Source organism: Streptomyces mirabilis (assembly GCF_018310535.1).
In the GTDB taxonomy this organism is placed as follows: Bacteria; Actinomycetota; Actinomycetes; order Streptomycetales; family Streptomycetaceae; genus Streptomyces.
The window spans coordinates 2,222,709-2,245,216 of sequence record NZ_CP074102.1 but is presented as its reverse complement, the minus strand read 5'-3'; the positions used below and the strand labels follow the sequence as shown (position 1 = coordinate 2,245,216).

Below are 22,508 nucleotides of genomic sequence, written 5' to 3'. Positions count from 1 at the left end.
ACACTTGTGCGGCCCCCCAGGCCCTAAGAGGAAGGTGTCCGCGTGCCCCGCCGCAGAATCGGCTTCTGGTACCGCTTCGCAGCGGTCCTCTGCAAACCACCACTAGTGGTTCTGATCAAGCGGGACTGGCGCGGAATGGAGAACATTCCGGCCGAGGGCGGATTTATCACCGCGGTGAACCACAATTCGCATGTGGACCCGTTCGCGTATGCCCACTATCAGTACAACACTGGGCGTGTTCCGCGTTTCCTGGCCAAGGCCGGGCTTTTCAGGAAGGGATTCGTGGGGGCCGCGATGCGCGGCACCGGACAGATCCCCGTGTACCGCGAGAGCACCGACGCGCTGAGCGCGTTCCGGGCCGCGATCGACGCCGTGGAGCGCGGCGAGTGCGTCGCGTTCTACCCCGAGGGCACCCTCACCCGCGACCCCGACGGCTGGCCGATGACCGGCAAGACCGGCGCCGCCCGGGTCGCCCTGCAGACCAAGTGCCCGGTGATTCCGGTCGCCCAGTGGGGTGCCAACGAACTGCTGCCGCCGTACGCCAAGAAGCCCAACCTCCTTCCGCGCAAGACCCACCACGTTCTCGCGGGCCCTCCGGTTGACCTGTCGCGTTTCTACGACAAGGAGATGAGCCCGGACCTCCTGAAGGAGGCCACCGAGGTCATCATGGCCGCCATCACCGCGCAGCTGGAGCAGATCCGCGGCGAGAAGGCCCCTGAGACGCCCTACGACCCGCGCCAGGTACGGATCGAACAGCGCAGGCGTACCAGGGCCCAGGAGAGGGCTCAGGAGCGGGCACAGGCCCAGCAGCAGGCACAGGCACAGCAGGAAGAGGGGCAGAGCACGTGAGCAAGCCGGTCAAGGCGGCCGTCTTCGGGACCGGATCGTGGGGTACGGCCTTCGGCATGGTGCTCGCCGACGCGGGGTGCGAGGTCACCCTGTGCGCGCGGCGCGCCGAGCTCGTCGAGGCGGTCAACTCCACGCGTACGAACCCGGACTACCTGCCGGGCGTCGAACTCCCCGAGAACCTGCGGGCGACGACCGACGCCGCCGAGGCCGCGCGTGACGCCGATTTCACCGTGCTCGCCGTGCCCTCGCAGACTTTGCGCGGCAATCTCGCCGAGTGGACGCCGCTGCTGGAGCCCGACACGGTCCTGGTCTCCCTCATGAAGGGCGTCGAACTCGGTTCCGCGATGCGGATGAGCGAGGTGATCGAGGACGTCGCCAAGGTCGGCGCCGACCGTATCGCCGTGGTCACAGGACCGAACCTGGCCCGTGAGATCGCCGCCCGGATGCCGGCCGCCGCCGTGGTCGCCTGCACCTCCGAAGCGGTCGCCCAGCGCCTCCAGGCAGCCAGCCACAACCCGTACTTCCGCCCGTACACCAACACCGACGTGGTGGGCTGCGAGCTGGGCGGCGCGGTGAAGAACGTGATCGGTCTCGCCGTCGGCATCGCGGACGGCATGGGTCTGGGCGACAACGCCAAGGGCTCGCTGATCACGCGCGGACTCGCCGAGACCACCCGACTCGGCATCGTCATGGGCGCCGACCCGCTGACCTTCTCCGGACTCGCGGGCCTCGGCGACCTGGTGGCCACCTGCTCCTCGCCGCTGTCGCGCAACCACACCTTCGGCACCAACCTCGGCAGGGGCATGACCCTCCAGGAGACCATCGCGGTCACCAAGCAGACCGCCGAGGGCGTCAAGTCCTGTGAGTCCGTGCTGGATCTGGCCCGCAGGCACGGCGTCGACATGCCCATCACCGAGACGGTCGTCGGCATCGTCCACGAGGGCAAGTCGCCGGTCGTCGCGGTCAAGGAGCTGATGGGGCGCAGCGCCAAGCCCGAGCGCCGCTGAGGATCCGCGTCGCGGCGCCGGGAATCAACGCTCCGCAACGGCTCGTACGACGCTGAGCGACCACCCGTGCGACGTTGGACAACGGCCGCGGTGGGGCGCTGACTCAGCGCCGTACCAACGGGTACTCTCAACGCGATATGAGCACCGAGAACCTCCCCCAGAGCCCTGAGCAGCCGCCTCGCAAGCCGCGCGTGGCCGTCGTCTTCGGCGGCCGCAGCTCCGAACACGGGATCTCCGTGGTCACGGCCGGCGCCGTCCTGCGCGCCATCGACCGGACGAAGTACGACGTCCTGCCGATCGGCATCACCCGGGACGGCCGTTGGGCACTCACCGCCGACGAACCGGACCGGATGGCCATCGTCGACCGGCGCCAGCCGGACGTGGAGCAGCTCGCCGAGTCGAACGAGGGCGGCGTGATCCTCCCCGTCGACCCGGCCAACCGCGAAGTCGTCTACAGCGAGCCCGGATCGGTCCCCAAGGCCCTGGGCGAGGTCGACGTCGTCTTCCCCATGCTGCACGGCCCCTATGGCGAGGACGGCACCCTCCAGGGCCTCCTGGAGCTCTCCGGAGTCCCGTACGTCGGTGCGGGTGTGCTCGCCTCGGCCGTCGGCCAGGACAAGGAGTACATGAAGCGGGTGTTCACCTCCTTCGGGCTGCCCGTCGGCCCGTACGTGGTGATCCGGCCCCGTGAGTGGGAGCGCGACGAGTCCGCAGCCCGCAAGAAGATCATCGACTTCGCGGGTGAGCACGGCTGGCCGCTGTTCATCAAGCCCGCGCGCGCGGGCTCCTCGATCGGCATCACCAAGGTCGACTCCCTCGAAGGCCTCGACGAGGCGATCGAGGAGGCCCAGCGCCACGACCCGAAGATCATCGTGGAGGCGTTGCTGCGCGGCCGCGAGATCGAGTGCGGGGTGCTGGAGTTCGAGGACGGTCCGCGCGCCAGCGTGCCGGCCGAGATCCCGCCCGTGCAGTCGCACGCGTACTACGACTTCGAGGCGAAGTACATCGACTCGACGCCCGGCCTCGTGCCCGCCCCGCTGACCCCCGAGCAGACCGCCGAGGTCCAGCGGCTCGCGGTCGACGCGTTCGAGGCCGCCTCCTGCGAGGGCCTGGTGCGCGCGGACTTCTTCCTCACCGAGGACGGCGAGTTCGTGATCAACGAGATCAACACCATGCCGGGCTTCACGCCCATCTCCATGTACCCGCAGATGTGGGAGGCGAGCGGCGTGGCCTACCCGGAGCTGGTGGACCGCCTGATCCGGGCGGCGTTGCGCCGCTCGACGGGGCTTCGGTAGACCTGGGGCACCGGGGCTCCGCTCCAGGGCACACGCCCCCGCGCGCACGTGTGTACGTCAGTCGGCGATCCCTTCGGGGATCGCCTTCTTGATGGGCGAGGCCAGGTCGACGAGCGAGTCCGACCCGTCCCGCTGGACCCACTTCTTGGGCACGCTGACCTCGACGTACGCGCGCCGCAGGCTCGTGGTGAAGCGGTACGACCCGTCGTCCTGCTTCTCCATGAGCCAGCCGACGCCGTTCACCTCGCCGCTGAGCGCGTTCTGGTCGCTCATCTTCGCGGGTCGTTCGACACCGCAGCGCAGTATGATCGCCGGGCTTCCCCAGCCCGCGGTCAACGCGGACCGGGGCTCGGGATCGTTCCGGTCGAGGCCGTCGATCTTCTTCGGCAGCACCTTGTCCAGGTTCTGACACAGCCCGGTGACCTTCGCCCCCGGGCTGGGAACCACGGCCGATCCGCCGTCGTCTGCTGAGGAGCAGCCTGTGGCGGCGATCAACAGGGCGAGAACGGGCAGCCCGAAGAGAGCGGTGTGCCGGTGACGGGAGAAGTTCACCGGCCAAGGGTAGACGGGGGCTAGAGGTGCACCACCGGGCAGGTCAGCGTACGGGTGATGCCGTCCACTTGCTGGACTTTCGCGACCACCATGCGGCCGAGTTCGTCGACCGTGTCGGCCTGGGCGCGCACGATCACGTCGTACGGTCCTGTCACGTCCTCGGCCTGGATCACCCCCGGGATCTTGCTGATCGTCTCGGCGACGGTCGACGCTTTGCCGACCTCCGTCTGGATCAGGATGTACGCCTGTACCACGGAACCTCCAGGGCGGCCACGAGGATCATGTGGGGAAAAGGAACGCCACGGTATCGCGTCGCCGCTCGCCACGGGGAGACCCGCGGTGGCTGGGGCTTGCGCGCCGGGGTGCACGGACTGCACAAGTTGACGGTCAACTCGACCGTACCGAGTACAGAGACGGCTCGCGACCGGGCACGGGTAGCGGCAGAGGGAGCAGTACGATCATGAAGGGCACCGTGGGCGAGTTGGGGGAGTTCGGGCTCATCAAGGAGCTCACCTCGCGTCTCACCACCACCCCGGCGGTCCGGGTCGGCCCGGGCGACGACGCCGCGGTGGTGGCCGCGCCCGACCGCAGGGTGGTGGCGAGCACCGACATCCTCCTGGAGGGGCGGCACTTCCGCCGTGACTGGTCCACGGCGTACGACGTCGGGCGCAAGGCGGCCGCGCAGAACCTCGCGGACATCGCCGCGATGGGCGCCGTACCGACCGCGCTGCTGCTCGGTCTGGTCGTCCCGGCCGAACTCCCGGCCACCTGGCCCTCCGAGATGATGGACGGGCTGCGCGACGAGTGCCAGGTCGCGGGCGCGTCCGTGGTCGGCGGCGATGTCGTGCGCGGTGACACCATCATGATCTCGATCACCGCGCTCGGCGATCTGCGCAACCACGAGCCGGTAACCCGGGGCGGCGCGCAGCCCGGTGACGTGATCGCCGTGACGGGCTGGCTGGGCTGGTCCGCGGCCGGGCACGCGGTGCTCTCCCGCGGCTTCCGCTCACCGCGCGCCTTCGTAGAGGCCCACCGCCGCCCCGAGCCGCCGTACCACGCGGGTCCCGCCGCCGCCGGGCTCGGCGCGACGGCGATGTGCGACGTGAGCGATGGGCTGATCGCCGACCTGGGCCACATCGCCGAGGCGAGCAAGGTGCGCATCGACATCCGTTCGGGCGCGATCGACATCCCCTCGCAGATGAACGACATCGGCCAGGCCGTCGGCGTCGACCCCATCCAGTGGGTGCTGACCGGCGGGGAGGACCACGCGATCGTGGCGGCCTTCCCGCCGGACGTGAAGCTGCCCGCGCGCTGGAAGGTGATCGGCGAGGTCCTCAACCCCTCGGCGCTGCCCCAGGTCACGGTGGACGGCGCGCCTTGGACCAGCAAGGGCGGCTGGGACCACTTCGGGGACATCGAGTCGTAGCCGCCCACCCCGTCAGGCGGGGTATTCGCGGAGTTTGATGCCGGTGGCCGCCTTCTCGGTGAGCTTCTTGAAGAAGCCCGCCAGGAGGCGGGAGCTGAGCAGCCGGTACGTGCGGTCCCGGCCGCGGATCCGCCGCTCGGTCGGCGGCGCGAAGAACGGCCCCGCGTTGCCCGAGATCTTTTGGCAGCCCTTGGCGAAGTCCCGGACACGGGTCTCGTACTCGGCGAAGGCGGTGCGGTGGTCTCCGCCCGCGAGGGCCAGCTCGCCGGCCAGGACGTACGCCCCGACGATCGCCACTCCGGTGCCCATGCCGCCCATCGTGGCCCCGTACCCGGCGTCCCCGAGCAGCACCACGCGCCCCTGGGTGAGCCGGTCGACATGGATCTGGGCGATCGCGTCGAAGTACAGGTCGTCGGCCCGCTCCAGGGCCTTGAGGACTCCTGGTGTCTCCCAGCCCATCCCCGCGAACCGTTCCGCCAGGATCCGCTTCTGCGCGGCCACGTCACGGCGGTCGAACTCCAGCTTCTCGGACCGGAAGACGAGTAGCGCGCCCGCCCGGTCCGGGTCGCCGTCGTAGTTGCCGACGACCACCGCCCGCCCCGGTTCGCAGTACAGCCGCCCGGTGCGGTCGAGCCCCAGGTCGTTGGGGACGCCGAAGGCCGCCACGTAGTGGTCGAGGAAGCGCAGGTGACGGGACTCCTCACCGAAGACGAGCCGACGGGTGAGGGAGTGCAGTCCGTCGGCGCCCACGACGAGGTCGAAGCGGCGCGGGGCGCCGCGCTCGAAGGTCACGTCGACGCCTTCCGGGGTCTCGGTGAGGGTGGCGATCGAGTCCCCGAAGACGTAATCCACCTTGTCCTTGGTGCGTTCGTACATGATCCGCGCCAGCTCACCGCGGAAGATCTCCACGTCGCCGCTCATCATCTCGGCCGGCAGGTCCACGCGCGGGGTGCCGTCGGCGTCGACGACGGTCTGACGGCCCATGTGCGTCTGATGGGCGTGGATCTCGTCCCAGAGGCCCATGGCGGTCAGGACGGTCCGGTGGACGTGCCCCCGGAAGTCGACCGCGAATCCGCCGGGCCGCAGGTCGGGTGCCTTCTCGACGACGGTGACGTGGGCGCCGTACCGGATCAGGTTGAGGGCGACGGCCGGACCCGCGACGCTGGCGCCGGAGACGAGGACGTGGAGGTGGGCGAGCTTCCGCGCCGGGTTCTCCGCCGTGTTCTGTGTCGTGTTCTGTGTCGTGTTCGTTGTCATGGGCAGGAGCTTGGCGGGAGGCGCTGACCGTGCTCCTACCGTTCGCTGACCGTGTGCCCGGCCGCCGGTCGGAGCCGCCGTCCTAGTCGGCGGCGAGTGCCGCCGCCCCGAGCACTCGCCCCTGCTCAAAGGCCCTTTCGTACGCTTCGGGGGACAGCTTTTCGCGGATGTCCCGCTCATTGCGTACGGCTTCGGGATCGCCCCGCAGCGCCGCCCCGCGCAGGCCGACGGCGGCGCCCAGCAGGACGGCGGCGCGCTCGGGCGATTCGGCGAGGACCGCCAACGCCTCCGCGGACTCGGCGAGTTCCAGTACTCCGGGACTCTCGACGGCGAGGTCGGCCGCCTGGCGGGCCCACTCACGCGCCTCGTCGAGGCGCCCCTCCGCGGCCGCGGATCGGCCCAGACCGATGAGGATGCGCACGGTCTCTCCGATGCTGAACCAGTTGGCGGCGCAGGCTTCCAGGGCGCTTTCGTAGTGCACACGCGCGTGGCCGGTGTCTCCCGCGAGACGAGCGGCGTCGCCCAGGCCCCGCAGGGCGCCCGCCACCTTGTCGGTGAGGCCCACGGTGCGGGCCAGCGTCAGGGCCTGCCTGAAGTGCTCCCTCGCCTCGGCCAGTTCCCCCTGGTGCAGCAGCACGGTCGCACGGTTGCGCAGGAGGTCCGAGGTCTCCTCGGGGGCGGCCAACTCCCGGACGTACGAGAGCCCTTCGTCGAGCAGTTCGAGAGCGCGCCGGTGTTCCCCGCGCCAGTCGGCGAACATGCCCAGCGGGTCGAGGCAGTTCGCCATGCCCCAGCGGTCCCCGGTCGCGCGAAAACCCGCCAGAGACCGTGCGAACGACTCCTCGGACGCCGCCGGACGCCCGGCGAACTGCTCCTGGAAGCCGAGGCCGACATCAAGAAGAGCCCGCCCCCACGCGTCGCTCCCGACCTGCACCCGCACCCGGTCGTTCGCGTCGGGCCGCGGTCCGCCCACCACCGACCACAGCACCACGGTGAAGGGCAGCCGCAGGGGTCCGCTCAGCCCGGCCAGCACGTCCTCCACGCGGGCCAGGCGCTGCTGGTCGGCCGGATCGTCGCTCTCACCCGAGAGCGCGTTGATCACGCACAGGACGTACTCCTCCGCGAGACCCGACGGCGGCTCGGCGCCCACGGCCGCGAGCAGCTCCCTGGCCGAGGACGCCTGCTCTCCGTAGAGACCGCGCAACCGCCAGAACCAGGAGAGCCCGGCCATCAGCCGCAGGGCCTTCTCCCGGTCGGCGCGCACGAGATGACGCAAGGCCGCGTCCAGGTTTCCGTGCTCGGCGGTCAGCCGGTCCAGCCAGGGCAACTGGCCACCGCCGCGCAGAAGCGGCTCCGCCCGTTCGGCCAACCGCAGGAAGTACGCGGCGTGGGCGTCCCGCAGCCGGTGCTGCTCGCCCGCGCGGACGAGGTGCTCGGCGCCGAACGCGCGGATGGTCTGCAGCATCCGGTAGCGCCCCTCGGTGACCTCCAGGAACGATTTCTCGGCCAGCGAGGCCAGCAGATCCTCCGGAAAGGGCGTCCCGCACACGGCGTCGACCGCCTCGACCGTCGCGCCCCCGGAGAACACGGTCAGCCGTCGCGCCAGCTCCCGCTCCTCCTCGTCCAGCAGCTCCCAGCTCCACTCCACGACGGCACGAAGGGTGCGGTGCCGGGGTGCCTTGGTGCGGTCACCCCGGGACAGCAGCCGGAAGCGGTCGTCCTCGACGTGCTCGGTGAGGCGGTCGGCCAGTTCGTCCGGGGTCAGCGTCCGCAGTCGCGCCGCCGCCAGCTCGATCGCCAGCGGCAGCCCGTCCAGGGCGGCGCAGATGTCCGGCACACGCGCGTGCCCCGCGAAACCGGGGCGCACGGCGGCCGCCCGGTCCAGGAACAGTCGCGCGGCCGGCTCCGCCGACAGCGGTGGTACCGGGCACAGCACCTCACCGGTGATCCCCAGCGACTCACGGCTCGTGGCGAGGATCCGCACACCCGGGCAGGCGCCGAGGAGCAGCCCGGTGATCCGTGCCACGTCCTCGACCAGATGCTCGCAGTTGTCCAGGACGAGCAGCAGCTCGCTGTCCTCCAGAGCGGCGAGGAGGCGGTCGGTGGTGTCCCCCGCGGGGGTGCGGAAACCTTCGCGCAGACCGAGGGCGGTGAGCAGGGCGTAGGGGAGCTGGGAGGGGTCGGTGAGAGGGGCGAGCTCGACGAGGCAAACGTGTGCGTAAGCGTTTGCGCAATCGTTTACGCGAGCGTTTGCGTCGACGCGCGCGTCCGCGTTCGCATGGGCGAGCTCGATCGCCAGGCGGGTCTTGCCCGCTCCGCCCGGCCCGGTGAGTGTGACCAGGCGCTCCTGGGTGAGCAGAGCGCCGATGCGCGCGAGTTCGCCGTCGCGCCCGATGAAGCGGGTCAGCTGGGCGGGGAGCCGCCGGTGGGCGGGGCCCACGCCCTGGAGCAGTTCCAGGTGGAGGGCGGACAGGTCGGGCGAGGGGTCGACGCCCAGTTCCTCGGCGAGGGTGCGCCGCGCCTCCTCGTACACCGTCAGCGCCTCGGCGGCCCGGCCGCTCGCGTGCAGGGCCCGCATCAGCTGTCCGTACAGCCGCTCGCTCAAGGGATGCGCGCCGAGCCGTTCGCGCAGCTCCGGGACGAGTGCGGGGCCGCCGCCGAGCGCGAGGTCCGCGTCGACACGGTCCTGTACGGCGGTGAGCCTCAGTTCTTCGAGGCGGGTCACCTGGGCGTGCGCGCCCGGGAGGTCGGCCAGGGCCGGGCCGCGCCACAGGGTGAGCGCCTCCCGGAGCAAGGCCGCGGCTCGGGAGTGGTCGCCCTGGGCGAGGGCCGAGGCTCCCTCGCGGGAGAGCCGCTCGAAGCGGTGGGCGTCGACGGCGTCGGGGGAGACGGCGATGCGGTAGCCGGTGGGGTCGGCCTCGATCCCGGTGTCGGGGCCGAGCCGCCTGCGCAGCCGGGAAACCTGGGACTGGAGGGCGTTGGCGGCCCCGGCCGGCGGCTCGGTGCCGTACAGGCCGTCGGTCAGCCGCTCCACGGAGACGGTCCGGCCCGCATCCAGGAGGAGCAGGGTGAGCAGCGCGCGGGGGCGGGGGCCGCCGGGGTCCAGGGGGCTGCCGTCCGTGGTGCGGATCTCGAGGGGGCCCAGGATGCCGAAGCGCATTCGGCAGATTCTGGCAGGTCCGGAAGACGGGGGCTACGCGCGCGTGGGACACCCCACGCCCGATACGGCACAGCGGAAGGAAGCAATGAAGACAACAAAAAACCGGCCCACCGTGAGGTGGACCGGTTCTTAAGCGAACCAGCAGTGGCCGCGCGCATGGGGGTTCCCCCTGCTCGAGCGGAGTCGAGAGCTTGGGGGAGTTGCGTCAGCGCGAGACCTTGCCGGCCTTGATGCACGAGGTGCAAGCGTTCACGCGCTTCGGCGTCCCGCCCACCACGGTACGGACGCGCTGGATGTTGGGGTTCCAGCGACGGGACGTACGGCGGTGCGAGTGCGAGATGTTGTTGCCGAAGCCCGGCCCCTTGCCGCAGACGTCGCAGTTGGCAGCCACGGGTCACTCCAAAGACTTCAGATGCTCTTACGGTTGATCCCGGCATGCCGGAATCGAGATCTAGGATCTGAGTGGCGGTGCCAGGGGGAAGACCCGATCGAATCGGGCAACTGGAGCAGCATACAACGACTGCGTCCGGAGAACGAAACTACCATGGCTGCCCCGGGGCTCATCCCAGCCCTCCTTGGGGCCCCCTACCGTCAGTAACCCGTCCTGGGTCTACGCTGCGTGCCACGTCCAGAAGCTCAAGGAGGCGCAGGTGCCGCAGGTGCCGCAGACATTGGATGCTCTCGCGGTGCGCACCTGGTGCGGCCTCGCGCTGGAGGCGCTGGGGCGGGCCCGCGAGGAGATCGACGCCATCAATGTCTTCCCGGTCGCGGACGGGGACACCGGGACGAACCTGTATCTGACGGTGGAGTCCGCGGCAGCGGCGGTGGAGGCGGTTTTCGCGGGCTACGAGACGGTGACGGGGGCCGGTCCCACGGGGTCCGCTCCCACTGGAGCCGTTTCCACGGGGGTCACGGGGATCGGTCTGCCTACTCTCGCCGACGCCGTGCGGGCGATGGCGCACGGGGCGCTGATCGGGGCCCGCGGGAACTCCGGGACGATCCTCGCGCAGCTGCTGCGCGGCATGGCGCAGGTACTCGCCGCCGATGGTGAGGCCGGGAGCGAGACCGCCGGTGAGTCCGAGGGTGAGACCGCTCACACCGACGGACAGGGCCTTCGGCTGGCCCTGCGACAGGCCGCCGACTCCGCACGCGAGGCCGTGGCGCACCCCGTGGAGGGCACGGTCCTCACGGTCGCCGCGGCCGCCGCCGAGGCGGCCACCGGTACGGAGGGCGACTGCGCCACGGTCGCGTGCGCGGCGTACGAGGGAGCGCGGGCGGCCCTCATGGCGACCCCCGGTCAGCTGGCCGTGCTGGAGCGCGCCGGTGTGGTCGACGCGGGTGGGCGGGGGCTGCTGGCGGTGCTGGCGGCACTGGCGGAGACGTTCACGGGGGAGTCCCCGGGCGCCGGACGGGTGGCGGGCGAAGTCCATACGCGCGTGAATGGCATGGACGGAGTGAGTGGCGTGGACCGTGTGGACGGCGTGGACCGTGTGGATGTGAACGGCGTGTGCGTGGACGACCGGCCCGGGGAAGACAACCCGGCCTTCGAGGTGACCTATCTGCTGGAGGCCGAGGACGCGGACGTGGCGCGGTTGCGGGCCCGGCTCGACCGCCTCGGCAACTCGCTCGTCGTGGTCGGCGGGGACGGGCTGTGGAACGTCCATGTGCACGCGGACGACGCCGGTGCCGCCGTGGAGGCGGGGGTCGAGGCCGGGCGGCCGTACCGGATCAGGATCACGCACTTCGGGCTCGGCGACGCCCACACGGCGGGCGCGGCCGGGAGGCCGCCCCGGGAGCGGGCGCAGCGGGCCGTGGTGGCGGTCGTGCCCGGCGAAGGGCTGGCCGGGCTGTACGCCGAGGCCGGGGCGACCACCGTGCTCGCGCGGCCCGGGGAACCGCCCGCGAGCGGGGAACTCGTCGAGGCCGTACGCCGGGCCCACGCGCGCGAGGTGGTGTTGCTGCCCAACGACGCCGATCTGCGCCACACCGCGGCGGCCGCCGCCGAGCAGGCTCGTACGGAGGGCATCCGGGTCGCGCTGATCCCGACCCGCTCCGCGGTCCAGGGCATCGCCGCGCTCGCCGTCCACGAGCCCGAACGTCGCTTCGACGAGGACGTCGTCGCCATGACCTCGGCGGCGGGCGCCACGCGTTACGCCGAGGTCGCCGTCGCCGAGCGTCAGTCCTGGACCATGGCCGGCATCTGCCAGGCCGGCGACGTCCTCGGGCTCATCGACGGCGATGTCGCCGTGATCGGCTCCGACATCACCGCCACCGCCGAAACCGTCCTCGACCGCATGCTCGCCGCCGGCGGGGAGATGGTCACCCTCGTCCTGGGCGACGAGGCTCCCGGCTCCATCGCCGCCCATCTCGAAGCACGGGTCCGGGAGTCGTACTTGGCCGTGGACACGGTGGCGTACCGGGGCGGGCGACAGGGTGCGTTGCTGCTGATCGGGGTGGAGTAGCCGCCTGGGGCGCCGCCTCAGGACCCCGGGTGTGTTCTTCGGCCCCGGCCCGTCACTGGTCCCGCTGCTGCTCCATCACGCCCAGCATGTTCTCTGCCTCGGCCCGACGTGCCTCCGCGGCCTCCCCGTCCACACCCGCGTACGCGGAAAGCACCGCACGCGCGCGTGCGGCCGCCGCCGCGGGCCGGAGCAGATCGGCCTCCAGCCACCCCGCCGCGAGCTCGGCCCCGGTGCGCGCGTCGAGGGCGTCGTCGCCGAGGGACGCGAAGACGGAGATGGCCCGCGTGTAGTGGGCCAGAGCCTCCCGCGCGTCGTCCGGAACGGAACGGGCGACGAGGTCACCGAACTGCCGATGTGTGTGACCGAGTTCGGCGACAAGGCGATGACGGGCCTCCACGGCATCGGAGTCCTCCACGGCATCGGAGCCCACCACAGCCTCGGCCCCGACGGAGGACGACATCGCCAGAAGCCCGTCCTCGCACTCCCGCACCGCCGCCGCCATCGACTCCCGCGCCCCGTCCGGCCCCGAGTCCGTACGCAACGCGACCCACGCCCGGGCCCGCAGCGACCGGATCAGACCGTGGACGTTGCCGACGGCACGCCACAGGTCACCGGCGCGCGCGTACGCCTGCTCGGCCTGCGCGGGCAGTTCGGCGTGGCCGAGCGCCTCGGCGGCGAGATGGGCGAGCATCGCGTGGTCACGCTGCTCGGGCCAGTGCCGGGCGATGTCCGCGGCCCGCAACCAGTGCTCGGCCGCCGCACGGTGTTCGCCGAGCTCGGTGAGACAGTCGCCGAGCCACCACCGCGTCTGCACGATCGCACCGTCGCCGTGCATCTCGGTGGTCAGGTCGGGCAGCGCCGACTCCAGGATCTCCGCGGCCTCGGCCCACCGCTCCTGACGGAGCAGGAACCCGCCGAGCTGGTGCCGGGCCCAGGCGCCGAGGGTGGGCCCCTGGCCCGCCTCGTCGGCCCAGTGCGCGGCCTCCAGGGCGTGTTCCGATGCGGGCCCGAACTGCCCGGTGGCGCCCAGGACCTCGGCGAGCTGCAGGTGCAGCTGCGCGTGCCCCATCGGCTCCAGGCGAGGCCCTCCGTGCTCCAGCGCCGCGCGCGCGGCCCGCTCGGCCCCCTCCGTGTCGCCCAGGTGCCGGGCGATCCCGGCGAGCCGGGACTCGTACTCGACGGCGAACCACGGCAACCCGGCCGCCACGAACGCCTCCGAGGCCTGCCCGAGCAGTTCCGCGGCGGCCTCGGCGTCCCCGGCGTGCGCCGCGAGCTCCCCGAGCATCGCCCGCGCCTCCGCGGCCCGCGAGGCCATCCGCACGTCCGAGATGTGCGGCCCGGCCAGCGCCAGCAGCTCCCGCACGGCCGCCTCGGCGGCGCCCACGACCTCGTCCCCGGCGGTCCCGGAATCGGCGGTCCCGGAGCCGGCCGTCCCGGATGCCGTCGCCCCCGGCTCGTCCTCGTCCGCGCCCTCCTGCACCAACTGCATCAATATCCGCGCCCGCCCCACCAGCACGGACGCCACCTGGGAGACCCCCGTCCCGCCGTCCGCGAGGAGGGCGAGCACCCCCTCGTACAGCTCCGAGACGGTCGCGAGCGCCTCCTCGGGTCCGCCGGTGAGGGCGAGGACGTACGCGGCACGGGCACGGGCCGCGAGCGCCTCGCCGGGGTCGCCCGCCTCGGCGTAGAGCCCGGCCGCCTCGTGGAAGAGTTCGATGCCCTCGGGACCGCGTTCCATCGCTGCGTGGTCGGCGATCTCCGCACGGTCGCGGACGTCCAGCTCCCGGCCCTCGGCGGCCCGTGAGACCGCCGCCCAGGCGTCGACGGCGTCCGGGCTCCGGGTCGCGGACAGCCGCCGGGCCTCGGCGAGCAGCGCCGAGAGCGAGGACGGGTCCGAGCCGGCATCCGACTCCACGAAGGCGGCAGACGATCGGGCCGAAGCCGAAGCCGAAGCCGAAGCCGAAGCCGAAGCCGAAGCGGAACTCGAACCTGTAGCGGAGCCCGAAGGCGACAAGTGTCGCGCGGACCGGGACCGCACTCCCAGCGGCAACCGCTCGACCAACGGCCGCTGATCCATCCGCCCACGAGCCCGCTCACTGACGTACAACGTGCCGTTACGCGCGTCGAAGAGCGCAGCCAGCGAAAGGGCCTGCCCGCGCGCGTGGGCAGCGAGCCCGCTCGCGGTCCACTCCCGGCCGGCCGGTCCCGGCACCGGCTGATCGCCGAGACCGAGCCCGGTCAGGCGGTCCATGAGGAGAGCCGTCACTGCCATGAAGTCGAGCTTGCTGCGCGGGTCCCCGGAGTCGGTGAAGTAGGCGGGGCGCTCCGCGAGCAGCTCCAGGGCGCGCGCCTCGTTGCCGGAGAGCGCGCAGAACTCCACGTGGTCCGCGTACGCGCCGCGCATGCTCTCCATGGGGCGAACCAGCCGGAAGCCCCGCAGGTGGTGGGCACGGGCCTCGTCCAGGCGGCCCAGACGCAGCAGGGGGACCAGGGAGGACGCCAGGACGGTGTGCGGCTCGTGGGCGCAGGTGTACTCGCCCTCCAGGACCGGGCGCCACAGTTCCAGCGCCTCCTCGTCGGCGTCGCGCTCCGCCCGCCACCACCCCTGGCTGTGGAGTTCGCACGCGTGGCAGTCGGCCATGGTGTCCCGGTCGGCGGCCAGCCACGCGGTGTACGCCCGCTCGGCGCGATCCAGGTCGCCCAGGTGCGCGGCGACGCTGAACTCGGCCCCGCGCACGGCCCGTTCGGAGTGCCCGGCCAGCCGGTAGCGGTGCTCCATCTCGCCGAGCCACTTCTCTATGGAGGCGAGCGGGATGTGCGGCTGGTCGAGCATGCCGGCCGACATCCACTTGAAGACCCAGTGCAGGGAGTGGGTCTCGTACTCGTCGAAGTCCTCGGGGCGCTCGTCCCACATGCGCAGCAGGCGCGCGAAGGGGACGAACATCTTGTCCTTCTCGGAGCTGTAGTTGTAGACCTTCAGCTGGTGTCCGAGCGCCTCGATCACGGCGAGCGGGATGTTCAGTTTCTCGGCCTCGACGAGCAGTTGCTCCGCGCGCGCGTTGCGGGCGGGACCCTCCGGCTGCTCCTGGTTGTCCGCCATCGCCTGGCGCAGGGTGTCGAAGTCCATGCCCATGGCCTGGCTCATCGGAGGTCGTCCTTCCCGGGCTCGGTGTGGGTGGCCCACTCCAGGAGGCCGATGAACGCGCGGTTGAGGAGCGCGGAGTCGGCGGGCCGCAGGGGGCGCTGCGCCATGAGGAGGGCCTGTCCGTAGAGGGACTCCGTGGCGGTGCCCATCAGCTCCGGGTCGCGCAGTGAACTGATCCTTCGGATCAGTGGGTTGAGGTGGTTGAGGACCAGGCGGGCGCGGGGCGCGCTGCCGCGCAGCGAGCCGAGAATGCCCGCCCACAGGTCGTCGGCCTGCTCCTCGGCCTCCGCGCGGGCCTGCTCGTGGCGGGCCGCCCGGTCGTCCAGGTGCAGGGCGGGCACGGAGAGCGGGTGGAAGGCGCGCAGCACCACGTCGCAGCCCAAGGGGTCGAGCTTGGCCCGGGCCGCCATCAGGAAGCCCGAGAGGGCCAGCTCCTCGGCCGGGTCGACGGCGTCCAGGTGCGCCGTCACGGTGTCGGCGTCCAGTTCCGAGACGACCGTCCCCGGACGCACCGACGGCAGCGCCTCCACCAGCTCGGTGTCGTACGTGTAGCCGCCGTTGATCACGCCGATGCCCTGCGCGGAGGCGATGGGCGCGACCTGCCGGTACTCCTCCACGGTCCGCGTGAAGTGCACCACCGGGTGACGCAGCGCGAACTCCTCCAGGGACAGCCGTCCGTCGGTCGTCTCGAAGGGCAGCCACGGCAGCATCGTGCGCAGCATCTCGTTGTCGTGCCGCGCCAGGGACTTCACGCCCAGGTGGTGCACCGACAGGAAGGCCGCCAGACGCTCCGGGTCGCCCGCCGCGAGCCCCGTCAGCCACGACCGGATGCGCTCGCCCAGGGCCTCGCGTACGGCCGCCAGGGTCTCGTCCTCGTACAGCGACTCGCGCGAGGCGGTGGGCCGCAGACTGTCCGTGTCCAGGACGCAGCGCACGAAGAACGCCCAGTCGGGCAACAGTTGTTCGGCCCGCTCGGTGAGCAGCATGCCCTTCAGGTGCACCCGATGGCTCGCGCGCTGAGCGGGGCTGACCGCGGACGGCAGGACGTACGCCACGCCGCGGACTCCGGCGAGCGGCACGTTCAGGTCGATCGTGTCCAGTGGTGTGAAGCCGAACAGGTCGTGGCAGTGGCGGGCCAGGGCCACCCTGCGGGTGGCGGGGCTCGGATGGGTGCGGTCCCAGGGCGCCGGAAGGTCCGCGATCGCCTCGTCGCCGACGCGTACGTCGTACGGCAGCAGCGAGCCGAAGTCCCGGGCCAGGGAGCGGACCCGCTCCTCGGTGAGCCATTCGCCGGCTCCGGCGCGCGCCACCAGGTGCACGGTGGTGCCCGGTTCAGGACGGGCCTCGTGCGGCAGCGTGCGCACGGTGTACGAGCCGTCGTCGGTCGCCGTCCACTCCACGGGCGCCGCCTCGGGCGTACGCGCGCTGCGGCTGACGACGCGGATGCGTTCGGCGACCACGAAACAGGCCAGCAGCCCGATGCCGAACTGCCCCAGGAAGTCGGAGCGCGCCGCCTGCAGGCCGTCCTCCCGCTTGGAACTGCGGCCGATCGTCGCGAGGAGGCTGTGGACGTCGGATTCGGTGAGCCCGATGCCGGAGTCCTCCACACGCAGCGTGCCGCCCTCGGCGTACAGGCGCACGGCGGCCGGGGCGTCCGGCTGCTCCGCCCGTCGGGCGGTGATCGCGTCCACGGCGTTCTGCAGCAGTTCGCGCAGGTAGACCTTGGGACTGGAGTAGAGGTGATGGGAGAGCAGGTCCACCAGACCACGCAGGTCGACCTGGAAGGTGTGAGGTGACTGGGATGCCTGTGATGACTGTGAGGTCTGGGAGTCCATCGTCGCTGCGCCGAGGGTGGGGGGACGTGCGACGGCGCGGGGTCGGGCGGTCCCGGGGGACGGTGACCGCGAAGAGGGCCGGAGCGCGTCATCCTAGGCCCGGAACGAGCCGTCTGACCAGCGGATTTCCGGGACGTATACGGCAATGTCAGTGGTGTGGTGTGCAATGGATCTCGTGCCCGCGCTCGATGAACCACTGAAGAAGGTACTCGGTCCCCCCACCGCGAAGGTGATGGCCGAGCACCTCGGCCTGCACACCGTCGGCGACCTGCTGCACCACTACCCGCGCAGATACGAGGAGCGCGGGCAGCTCACCCACCTCGCCGACCTGCCCATGGACGAGCACGTCACGGTGGTCGCCCAGGTCGCCGACGCGCGCCTGCTCACCTTCGCCTCCGCCAAGGCGCCCCGCGGCAAGGGCCAGCGCCTCGAAGTGACCATCACCGACGGCAGCGGCCGCCTCCAGCTGGTCTTCTTCGGCAACGGCGTGCACAAACCCCACAAGGACCTGCTGCCCGGCACCCGCGCGATGTTCTCTGGCAAGGTCTCCGTCTTCAACCACCGCCTCCAGCTGGCCCATCCGGCGTACGAGCCGCTGCGCGCCGACAGCGACGACGCCGCCGAGACCGTCGACTCCTGGGCGGGCGCGCTCATTCCGATCTACCCGGCCACCGCCAAGCTGGAGTCCTGGAAGATCGCCAAGTCCGTGCAGACGGTGCTGCTCAGCGCCCAGGAGGCCGTCGACCCGCTGCCGGACTCCCTCCGGGACGGTCGTGGCCTGGTCTCCCTCCCCGAGGCCCTCCTGAAGATCCACCGCCCGCACACCAAGGCGGACATCCATGACGCCCGAGCCCGTCTCAAGTGGGACGAGGCCTTCGTCCTCCAGGTCGCCCTGGCCCGCCGCCGCCACGCCGACGCCCAACTCCCCGCCATGGCCCGTCTCCCCAAGCCGGACGGGCTGCTGACCGCCTTCGACGCCAAGCTGCCCTTCACTCTCACCGAGGGCCAGCAGAAGGTCTCCAAGGAGATCTTCGACGACCTCGCCACCGAGCACCCGATGCACCGGCTGCTGCAGGGGGAAGTCGGTTCCGGGAAGACGATGGTCGCCCTGCGCGCCATGCTCGCCGTCGTCGACGCGGGCGGGCAGGCCGCGATGCTCGCGCCGACCGAGGTGCTCGCCCAGCAGCACCACCGGTCGATCACCGAGATGATGGGCGAGCTGGCCGAGGGCGGCATGCTCGGCGGGTCCGAGCACTCCACCAAGGTCGTGCTGCTCACCGGGTCCATGGGGGCGGCGGGGCGGCGGCAGGCGCTGCTCGACCTGGTCACCGGTGAGGCCGGGATCGTGATCGGCACCCACGCGCTGATCGAGGACAAGGTGCAGTTCCACGACCTGGGCCTGGTCGTGGTGGACGAGCAGCACCGCTTCGGTGTCGAGCAGCGCGACGCCCTGCGCGGCAAGGGCAAGCAGCCGCCGCACCTCCTGGTGATGACCGCCACGCCCATTCCACGCACGGTCGCGATGACCGTCTTCGGCGACCTGGAGACCTCGGTCCTCGACCAGCTCCCCGCCGGGCGTTCGCCGATCGCCAGCCATGTCGTCCCCGCCGCCGACAAGCCGCACTTCCTCACGCGCGCGTGGGAGCGCGTGCGCGAAGAAGTGGAGAACGGCCATCAGGCGTACGTGGTCTGCCCGCGCATCGGCGACGACATCGATGAACCTGCCGACCCGAAGAAGGCCAAGAAGAAGTCCCCCGAGGACGAGGCCGAGAAGCGCCCGCCCCTCGCCGTCCTCGACGTCGCCGACCAGCTCGCCAAGGGACCCCTCCAAGGACTCAAGGTCGAGGTCCTGCACGGCCGTATGCAGCCCGACGACAAGGACGCCGTGATGCGTCGTTTCGCCGCGGGCGAGACGGACGTCCTGGTCGCCACGACGGTGATCGAGGTCGGGGTGAACGTGCCGAACGCCACGGCCATGGTGATCATGGATGCCGACCGGTTCGGCGTGTCCCAGCTCCACCAGCTGCGCGGCCGCGTCGGCCGTGGTTCCGCCGCCGGACTGTGCCTCCTGGTCACCGAGATGCCGGAGGCGAGCCCGGCCCGCCAGCGACTGACGGCGGTGGCGTCCACGCTCGACGGCTTCGAGCTCTCCCGCATCGACCTCGAACAGCGCCGTGAGGGCGACGTGCTCGGCCAGGCCCAGTCCGGCGTCCGCTCCTCGCTGCGCATGCTCGCCGTCATCGAGGACGAGGAGATCATCGCCGAGGCCCGCGAGGAGGCCGCCGCGGTCGTCGCCGCCGACCCCGAGCTCACCGCCCTCCCCGGCCTGCGCACGGCCCTGGAGGCGCTCCTCGACGAGGAGCGCGAGCAGTACCTGGACAAGGGCTGAGAGACTGGCCCCGACACACTTCCAGCGCAAAGGACCCTCATGACCCGCGTGATCGCCGGCCGGGCCGGCGGACGCCGTCTGGCCGTCCCGCCGGGCACAGGCACCCGCCCCACCGCCGACCGGGCGCGCGAGGGCCTCTTCTCCACCTGGCAGTCGCTGCTCGGCGGCCCGCTGGAGGGCGAGCGCGTCCTCGACCTGTACGCGGGCTCGGGCGCCGTCGGCCTGGAGGCGCTCAGCCGCGGCGCCGGGCACGCCCTCCTCGTCGAGGCCGACGCCCGCGCGGCCCGGATCATCCGCGAGAACGTGAAAACGCTGGGCCTGCCCGGCGCCGAGGTCAGATCGGGCAAAGCGGAGCAGATCGTCCAGGGATCGGCGCCTACGGATCCGTACGACCTGGTCTTCCTCGACCCGCCGTACGCCGTCTCCGACGACGATCTTCGCGAGATTCTGCTCACACTCCGGACGCAGGGCTGGCTCGCGGACGAAGCGCTCGTCACCGTGGAGCGCAGCACCAGAGGCGGCGAATTCGGCTGGCCGGACGGTTTCGACGCGATCCGGGCCCGTCGTTACGGCGAGGGGACGTTTTGGTACGGTCGCGCCGCCTCTACGTGCGAAGACGCACGATGACCGGACCGGAGAGCGAGGGATCACAGTTGCGCCGCGCCGTCTGTCCGGGGTCATTCGACCCCATCACCAATGGACACCTCGACATCATCGCCCGCGCTTCCAGGCTCTACGACGTCGTGCACGTCGTGGTGATGATCAATCAGTCGAAGCAGGGCCTGTTCACCGTCGACGAGCGGATCGAGCTGATCCGTGAGGTCACCGCAGAGTTCGGCAACGTCCAGGTCGAGGCGTACCACGGCCTCCTCGTCGACTTCTGCAAGCAGCGCGACATCCCCGCCATCGTGAAGGGCCTGCGCGCGGTCAGCGACTTCGACTACGAACTCCAGATGGCCCAGATGAACAACGGCCTCTCGGGCGTCGAGACGCTGTTCATCCCGACCAGCCCCACCTACAGCTTCCTCTCCTCCTCGCTCGTGAAGGAGGTCGCCCAGTGGGGCGGCGACATCTCCCACCTGGTGCCGGAGGTCGTCCTGGAGGCGCTCAAGGGGCGGCTCGGAAAGAGCTGAGCCCCTGACAGTGCGTCACCAGGTGTCGGGCGGGGTGGGAGTGGTCGTACAGTCGACCCGTCCGTCTCCATCACAGCTGTAGAGAGTGGCGAGCACACGGTGGACGTGCAGAAGAAGCTCGATGAGATCGTCGCGGCGGTCGGCAGCGCCCGTTCCATGCCCATGTCGGCCTCGTGCGTGGTCAACCGCGCCGAGCTCCTCTCGATGCTCGAAGAGGTGCGCCAGGCGCTGCCCGGCTCCCTCGCGCAGGCCGAGGAGCTGATCGGCGGCCGCGAGCAGATGGTCGAGCAGGCCCGCCAGGAGGCCGAGCGGATCATCGAGTCGGCGCACGCCCAGCGCGGCTCCCTGATCTCCGACACCGAGGTCGCCCGCCGCTCCCAGAACGAGGCGGACCGCATCCTCGCCGAGGCCCGCCAGGAGGCCGAGGAGATCCGCGCGGAGGCCGACGACTACGTCGACTCCAAGCTCGCTAACTTCGAGGTCGTCCTCACCAAGACCCTCGGCTCCGTCGGCCGCGGCCGCGAGAAGCTCCTCGGCACCGGCCCCGGCACCGACGAGCAGGGCTACGAGGACGAGGACGCTCCCGAGCGCAGCCACGACCCGGAGACCCTGCGCCGGGACGCCGACGTGTACGTGGACGTCAAGCTCGGCGCCTTCGAGGCGGTCCTCGCCAAGACCCTGGAGGCCGTCGGCAAGGGTCGCCAGAAGCTGCACGGCCGCATCGCCAGTGACGACCTGGGCGAGCTGGGCACCTTCGCGGAGGACGGGACGCCCGGCCATCACACCAGCGACTCCGACTACCTGGCCGGCCTCGCCGAGCTCTCGCAGACCCCCGAGCGGCCCGTGCAGACCCCCGAGGTGCCGGCCCAGCCGAACTACGGACAGCAGCAGGACGCCTACGCGTACCAGCAGCAGCCCGACCCCTACGGCTATCAGCAGCAGTACGCCCAGCAGGACGCGTACGGCTACCAGCAGGCCGACCCGTACGCCGCCTACCCGCAGCAGCAGGGCTACGACCAGCAGGCGGCGTACGACCAGAGCGGGCAGCAGGCCTATCCGCAGCAGCAGCCGGGGGCGCTGGACCCGATGGCGAACGCCCTGGACGAGACCAGCCTCTTCGACACCACCATGATCAGCGCCGAGCAGCTGCGGGCGTACGAACAGGGTCGCTGACCCCGAACGGACACCGGACGGACATTGTCCGGGTACCGGCTGGGCACCGGATTGGGCCGAGAGGGAAAGGTCCAGTATCCTGGTTCTTCGGTCGCGTGTACGTCCGCGATCACTGCTGCCCGGGAACATCAGGGGCGGCGACCCCTCGAGTTTCGAAGATCGAAAGCAGGAACGGCTCTGAACACCCACCTTGACCACCGCAACCCTCTCGTGTTCGACACACACGAGCTGGGGCGGCGTCCTGGTGCGCTGCAGCGCTTGACCCGCACGATCGACGCCCCCAAGGATCTCGGGATCCAGGGAGTCATCGGAGTGCCGGAAGGCGCCCCGATGGAGCTCGAGCTCCGGCTCGAGTCGGTCATGGAAGGTGTGCTTGTCACAGGCACCGCCCGTGCACGGGCCGAGGGGGAGTGCGTAAGGTGTCTGGAGCCGCTCGAGCTGGAGCTCGCAGCGGACTTCCAGGAGATGTTCTCGTACCCTGACGCCGACGACCGGGGCCGTGTCAAAGCGGAGCCGGCCGACGACGCCGAGGAAGACGAGGACAGGCTCTTCATCGAGGACGGACTGTTCGACCTCGAACCCGTGCTGCGTGATGCGGTGGTGCTCGCACTGCCGATGCAGCCGGTGTGCCAGGACGACTGCCTGGGCCTGTGCTCCGAATGCGGAGTCCGGCTCGCGGACGACCCGGACCACCACCACGACGCCGTCGACATCCGTTGGGCGGCACTGCAGGGACTCGCTGGTTCATCCGGAGACGGCGAGAAGGACGAGTTGAGCGGCGGCGCGCTTCCATCAGCGCACGTCGACGAGAAGCAGGAGAAGTAG

17 protein-coding genes are annotated in these 22,508 nt (G+C 71.3%); 10 read left to right on the top strand and 7 right to left on the bottom strand.

All coding sequences use genetic code 11. From position 1 onward, the window contains the following. Positions 1–42: 42 nt before the first annotated feature. The 3 genes from SMIR_RS09680 to SMIR_RS09670 all read left to right on the top strand — a co-directional run bounded on the left by SMIR_RS09680 (position 43) and on the right by SMIR_RS09670 (position 3,151). On the top strand, positions 43–849 hold the full coding sequence (locus SMIR_RS09680; protein ID WP_168495897.1) for a lysophospholipid acyltransferase family protein: 807 nt from the start codon (positions 43–45) through the stop codon (positions 847–849). After that, positions 846–1,856: an NAD(P)H-dependent glycerol-3-phosphate dehydrogenase gene (locus SMIR_RS09675; protein ID WP_212726879.1), complete on the top strand. Its 1,011-nt coding sequence runs from the start codon at positions 846–848 to the stop codon at positions 1,854–1,856. The genes SMIR_RS09680 and SMIR_RS09675 overlap by 4 nt, the downstream gene beginning before the upstream one ends. Before the next feature lie 137 nt (positions 1,857–1,993). Continuing rightward, the gene (locus SMIR_RS09670; RefSeq protein ID WP_168495901.1) at positions 1,994–3,151 is read left to right on the top strand and encodes a D-alanine--D-alanine ligase family protein; all 1,158 of its coding nucleotides are present in this window, start codon (positions 1,994–1,996) and stop codon (positions 3,149–3,151) included. 57 nt (positions 3,152–3,208) lie between these two features. On the opposite strand, the gene SMIR_RS09665 is transcribed toward SMIR_RS09670, so the two are convergent. Together SMIR_RS09665 and SMIR_RS09660 are read right to left on the bottom strand one after the other, a co-directional pair. After that, positions 3,209–3,703 carry a DUF3515 domain-containing protein gene (locus tag SMIR_RS09665; protein WP_168495903.1) on the bottom strand — a complete coding sequence of 165 codons (495 nt, stop codon included), beginning with the start codon at positions 3,701–3,703 and terminating at the stop codon, positions 3,209–3,211. 20 nt (positions 3,704–3,723) lie between these two features. Further along, positions 3,724–3,957 (bottom strand): Lrp/AsnC family transcriptional regulator, encoded by a 234-nt coding sequence (locus SMIR_RS09660; protein WP_028802415.1) that lies wholly within the window; start codon positions 3,955–3,957, stop codon positions 3,724–3,726. Between the two features lie 206 nt (positions 3,958–4,163). Here SMIR_RS09660 and SMIR_RS09655 point away from each other — a divergent pair, with 206 nt between their 5' ends. Next, positions 4,164–5,129, top strand: coding sequence for a thiamine-phosphate kinase (locus SMIR_RS09655; RefSeq protein WP_054235392.1), 966 nt, complete (start codon positions 4,164–4,166; stop codon positions 5,127–5,129). A 12-nt stretch (positions 5,130–5,141) separates the two neighbouring features. Here the strand turns inward: SMIR_RS09655 and SMIR_RS09650 are convergent, their stop codons facing one another. The 3 genes from SMIR_RS09650 to rpmB form a co-directional block, all read right to left on the bottom strand. Next, the gene (locus SMIR_RS09650) at positions 5,142–6,386 is read right to left on the bottom strand and encodes an FAD-dependent monooxygenase (protein WP_168495905.1); all 1,245 of its coding nucleotides are present in this window, start codon (positions 6,384–6,386) and stop codon (positions 5,142–5,144) included. 82 nt (positions 6,387–6,468) lie between these two features. After that, positions 6,469–9,546, bottom strand: a complete 3,078-nt coding sequence (locus tag SMIR_RS09645; RefSeq protein ID WP_168495907.1) for an AfsR/SARP family transcriptional regulator — start codon at positions 9,544–9,546, stop codon at positions 6,469–6,471. Between the two features lie 205 nt (positions 9,547–9,751). After that, positions 9,752–9,937, bottom strand: coding sequence for a 50S ribosomal protein L28 (gene rpmB, locus SMIR_RS09640; RefSeq protein ID WP_003993230.1), 186 nt, complete (start codon positions 9,935–9,937; stop codon positions 9,752–9,754). A 259-nt stretch (positions 9,938–10,196) separates the two neighbouring features. Here rpmB and fakA point away from each other — a divergent pair, with 259 nt between their 5' ends. Next, on the top strand, positions 10,197–12,008 hold the full coding sequence (gene fakA / locus SMIR_RS09635) for a fatty acid kinase ATP-binding subunit FakA (RefSeq protein ID WP_168495909.1): 1,812 nt from the start codon (positions 10,197–10,199) through the stop codon (positions 12,006–12,008). Between the two features lie 52 nt (positions 12,009–12,060). Here the strand turns inward: fakA and SMIR_RS09630 are convergent, their stop codons facing one another. Together SMIR_RS09630 and SMIR_RS09625 are read right to left on the bottom strand one after the other, a co-directional pair. Beyond that, entirely contained in the window at positions 12,061–15,153 is a 3,093-nt protein-coding gene (locus tag SMIR_RS09630; protein WP_249938408.1) for a tetratricopeptide repeat protein, read from the bottom strand. After that, on the bottom strand, positions 15,150–16,988 hold the full coding sequence (locus SMIR_RS09625) for an HSP90 family protein (protein ID WP_168495911.1): 1,839 nt from the start codon (positions 16,986–16,988) through the stop codon (positions 15,150–15,152). The genes SMIR_RS09630 and SMIR_RS09625 overlap by 4 nt, the downstream gene beginning before the upstream one ends. A gap of 166 nt (positions 16,989–17,154) precedes the next feature. Here SMIR_RS09625 and recG point away from each other — a divergent pair, with 166 nt between their 5' ends. The 5 genes from recG (at position 17,155) to SMIR_RS09600 (ending at position 22,508) form a co-directional block, all read left to right on the top strand. Then, positions 17,155–19,377 (top strand): ATP-dependent DNA helicase RecG, encoded by a 2,223-nt coding sequence (gene recG / locus SMIR_RS09620; protein ID WP_168495913.1) that lies wholly within the window; start codon positions 17,155–17,157, stop codon positions 19,375–19,377. Positions 19,378–19,416: 39 nt separating this feature from the next. Then, complete coding sequence (gene rsmD, locus SMIR_RS09615) at positions 19,417–20,004, top strand: 16S rRNA (guanine(966)-N(2))-methyltransferase RsmD (RefSeq protein ID WP_168495915.1); 588 nt, start codon at positions 19,417–19,419, stop codon at positions 20,002–20,004. A 26-nt stretch (positions 20,005–20,030) separates the two neighbouring features. After that, entirely contained in the window at positions 20,031–20,510 is a 480-nt protein-coding gene (coaD, locus tag SMIR_RS09610) for a pantetheine-phosphate adenylyltransferase (protein ID WP_180362364.1), read from the top strand. Positions 20,511–20,609: 99 nt separating this feature from the next. Further along, on the top strand, positions 20,610–21,683 hold the full coding sequence (locus tag SMIR_RS09605; RefSeq protein WP_168495919.1) for a F0F1 ATP synthase subunit B: 1,074 nt from the start codon (positions 20,610–20,612) through the stop codon (positions 21,681–21,683). Positions 21,684–21,860: 177 nt separating this feature from the next. Then, the gene (locus SMIR_RS09600) at positions 21,861–22,508 is read left to right on the top strand and encodes a YceD family protein (protein ID WP_168501317.1); all 648 of its coding nucleotides are present in this window, start codon (positions 21,861–21,863) and stop codon (positions 22,506–22,508) included.

Bases quoted from the DNA above. Each gene is read 5' to 3' on its own strand.
- SMIR_RS09630 (WP_249938408.1), bottom strand. From the start codon at position 15,153: ATGAGCCAGGCCATGGGCATGGACTTCGACACCCTGCGCCAGGCGATG.
- SMIR_RS09670 (WP_168495901.1), top strand. From the start codon at position 1,994: ATGAGCACCGAGAACCTCCCCCAGAGCCCTGAGCAGCCGCCTCGCAAG.
- SMIR_RS09625 (WP_168495911.1), bottom strand. From the start codon at position 16,988: ATGGACTCCCAGACCTCACAGTCATCACAGGCATCCCAGTCACCTCAC.
- SMIR_RS09650 (WP_168495905.1), bottom strand. From the start codon at position 6,386: ATGACAACGAACACGACACAGAACACGACACAGAACACGGCGGAGAAC.
- recG (WP_168495913.1), top strand. From the start codon at position 17,155: ATGGATCTCGTGCCCGCGCTCGATGAACCACTGAAGAAGGTACTCGGT.
- SMIR_RS09645 (WP_168495907.1), bottom strand. From the start codon at position 9,546: ATGCGCTTCGGCATCCTGGGCCCCCTCGAGATCCGCACCACGGACGGC.
- rsmD (WP_168495915.1), top strand. From the start codon at position 19,417: ATGACCCGCGTGATCGCCGGCCGGGCCGGCGGACGCCGTCTGGCCGTC.
- SMIR_RS09655 (WP_054235392.1), top strand. From the start codon at position 4,164: ATGAAGGGCACCGTGGGCGAGTTGGGGGAGTTCGGGCTCATCAAGGAG.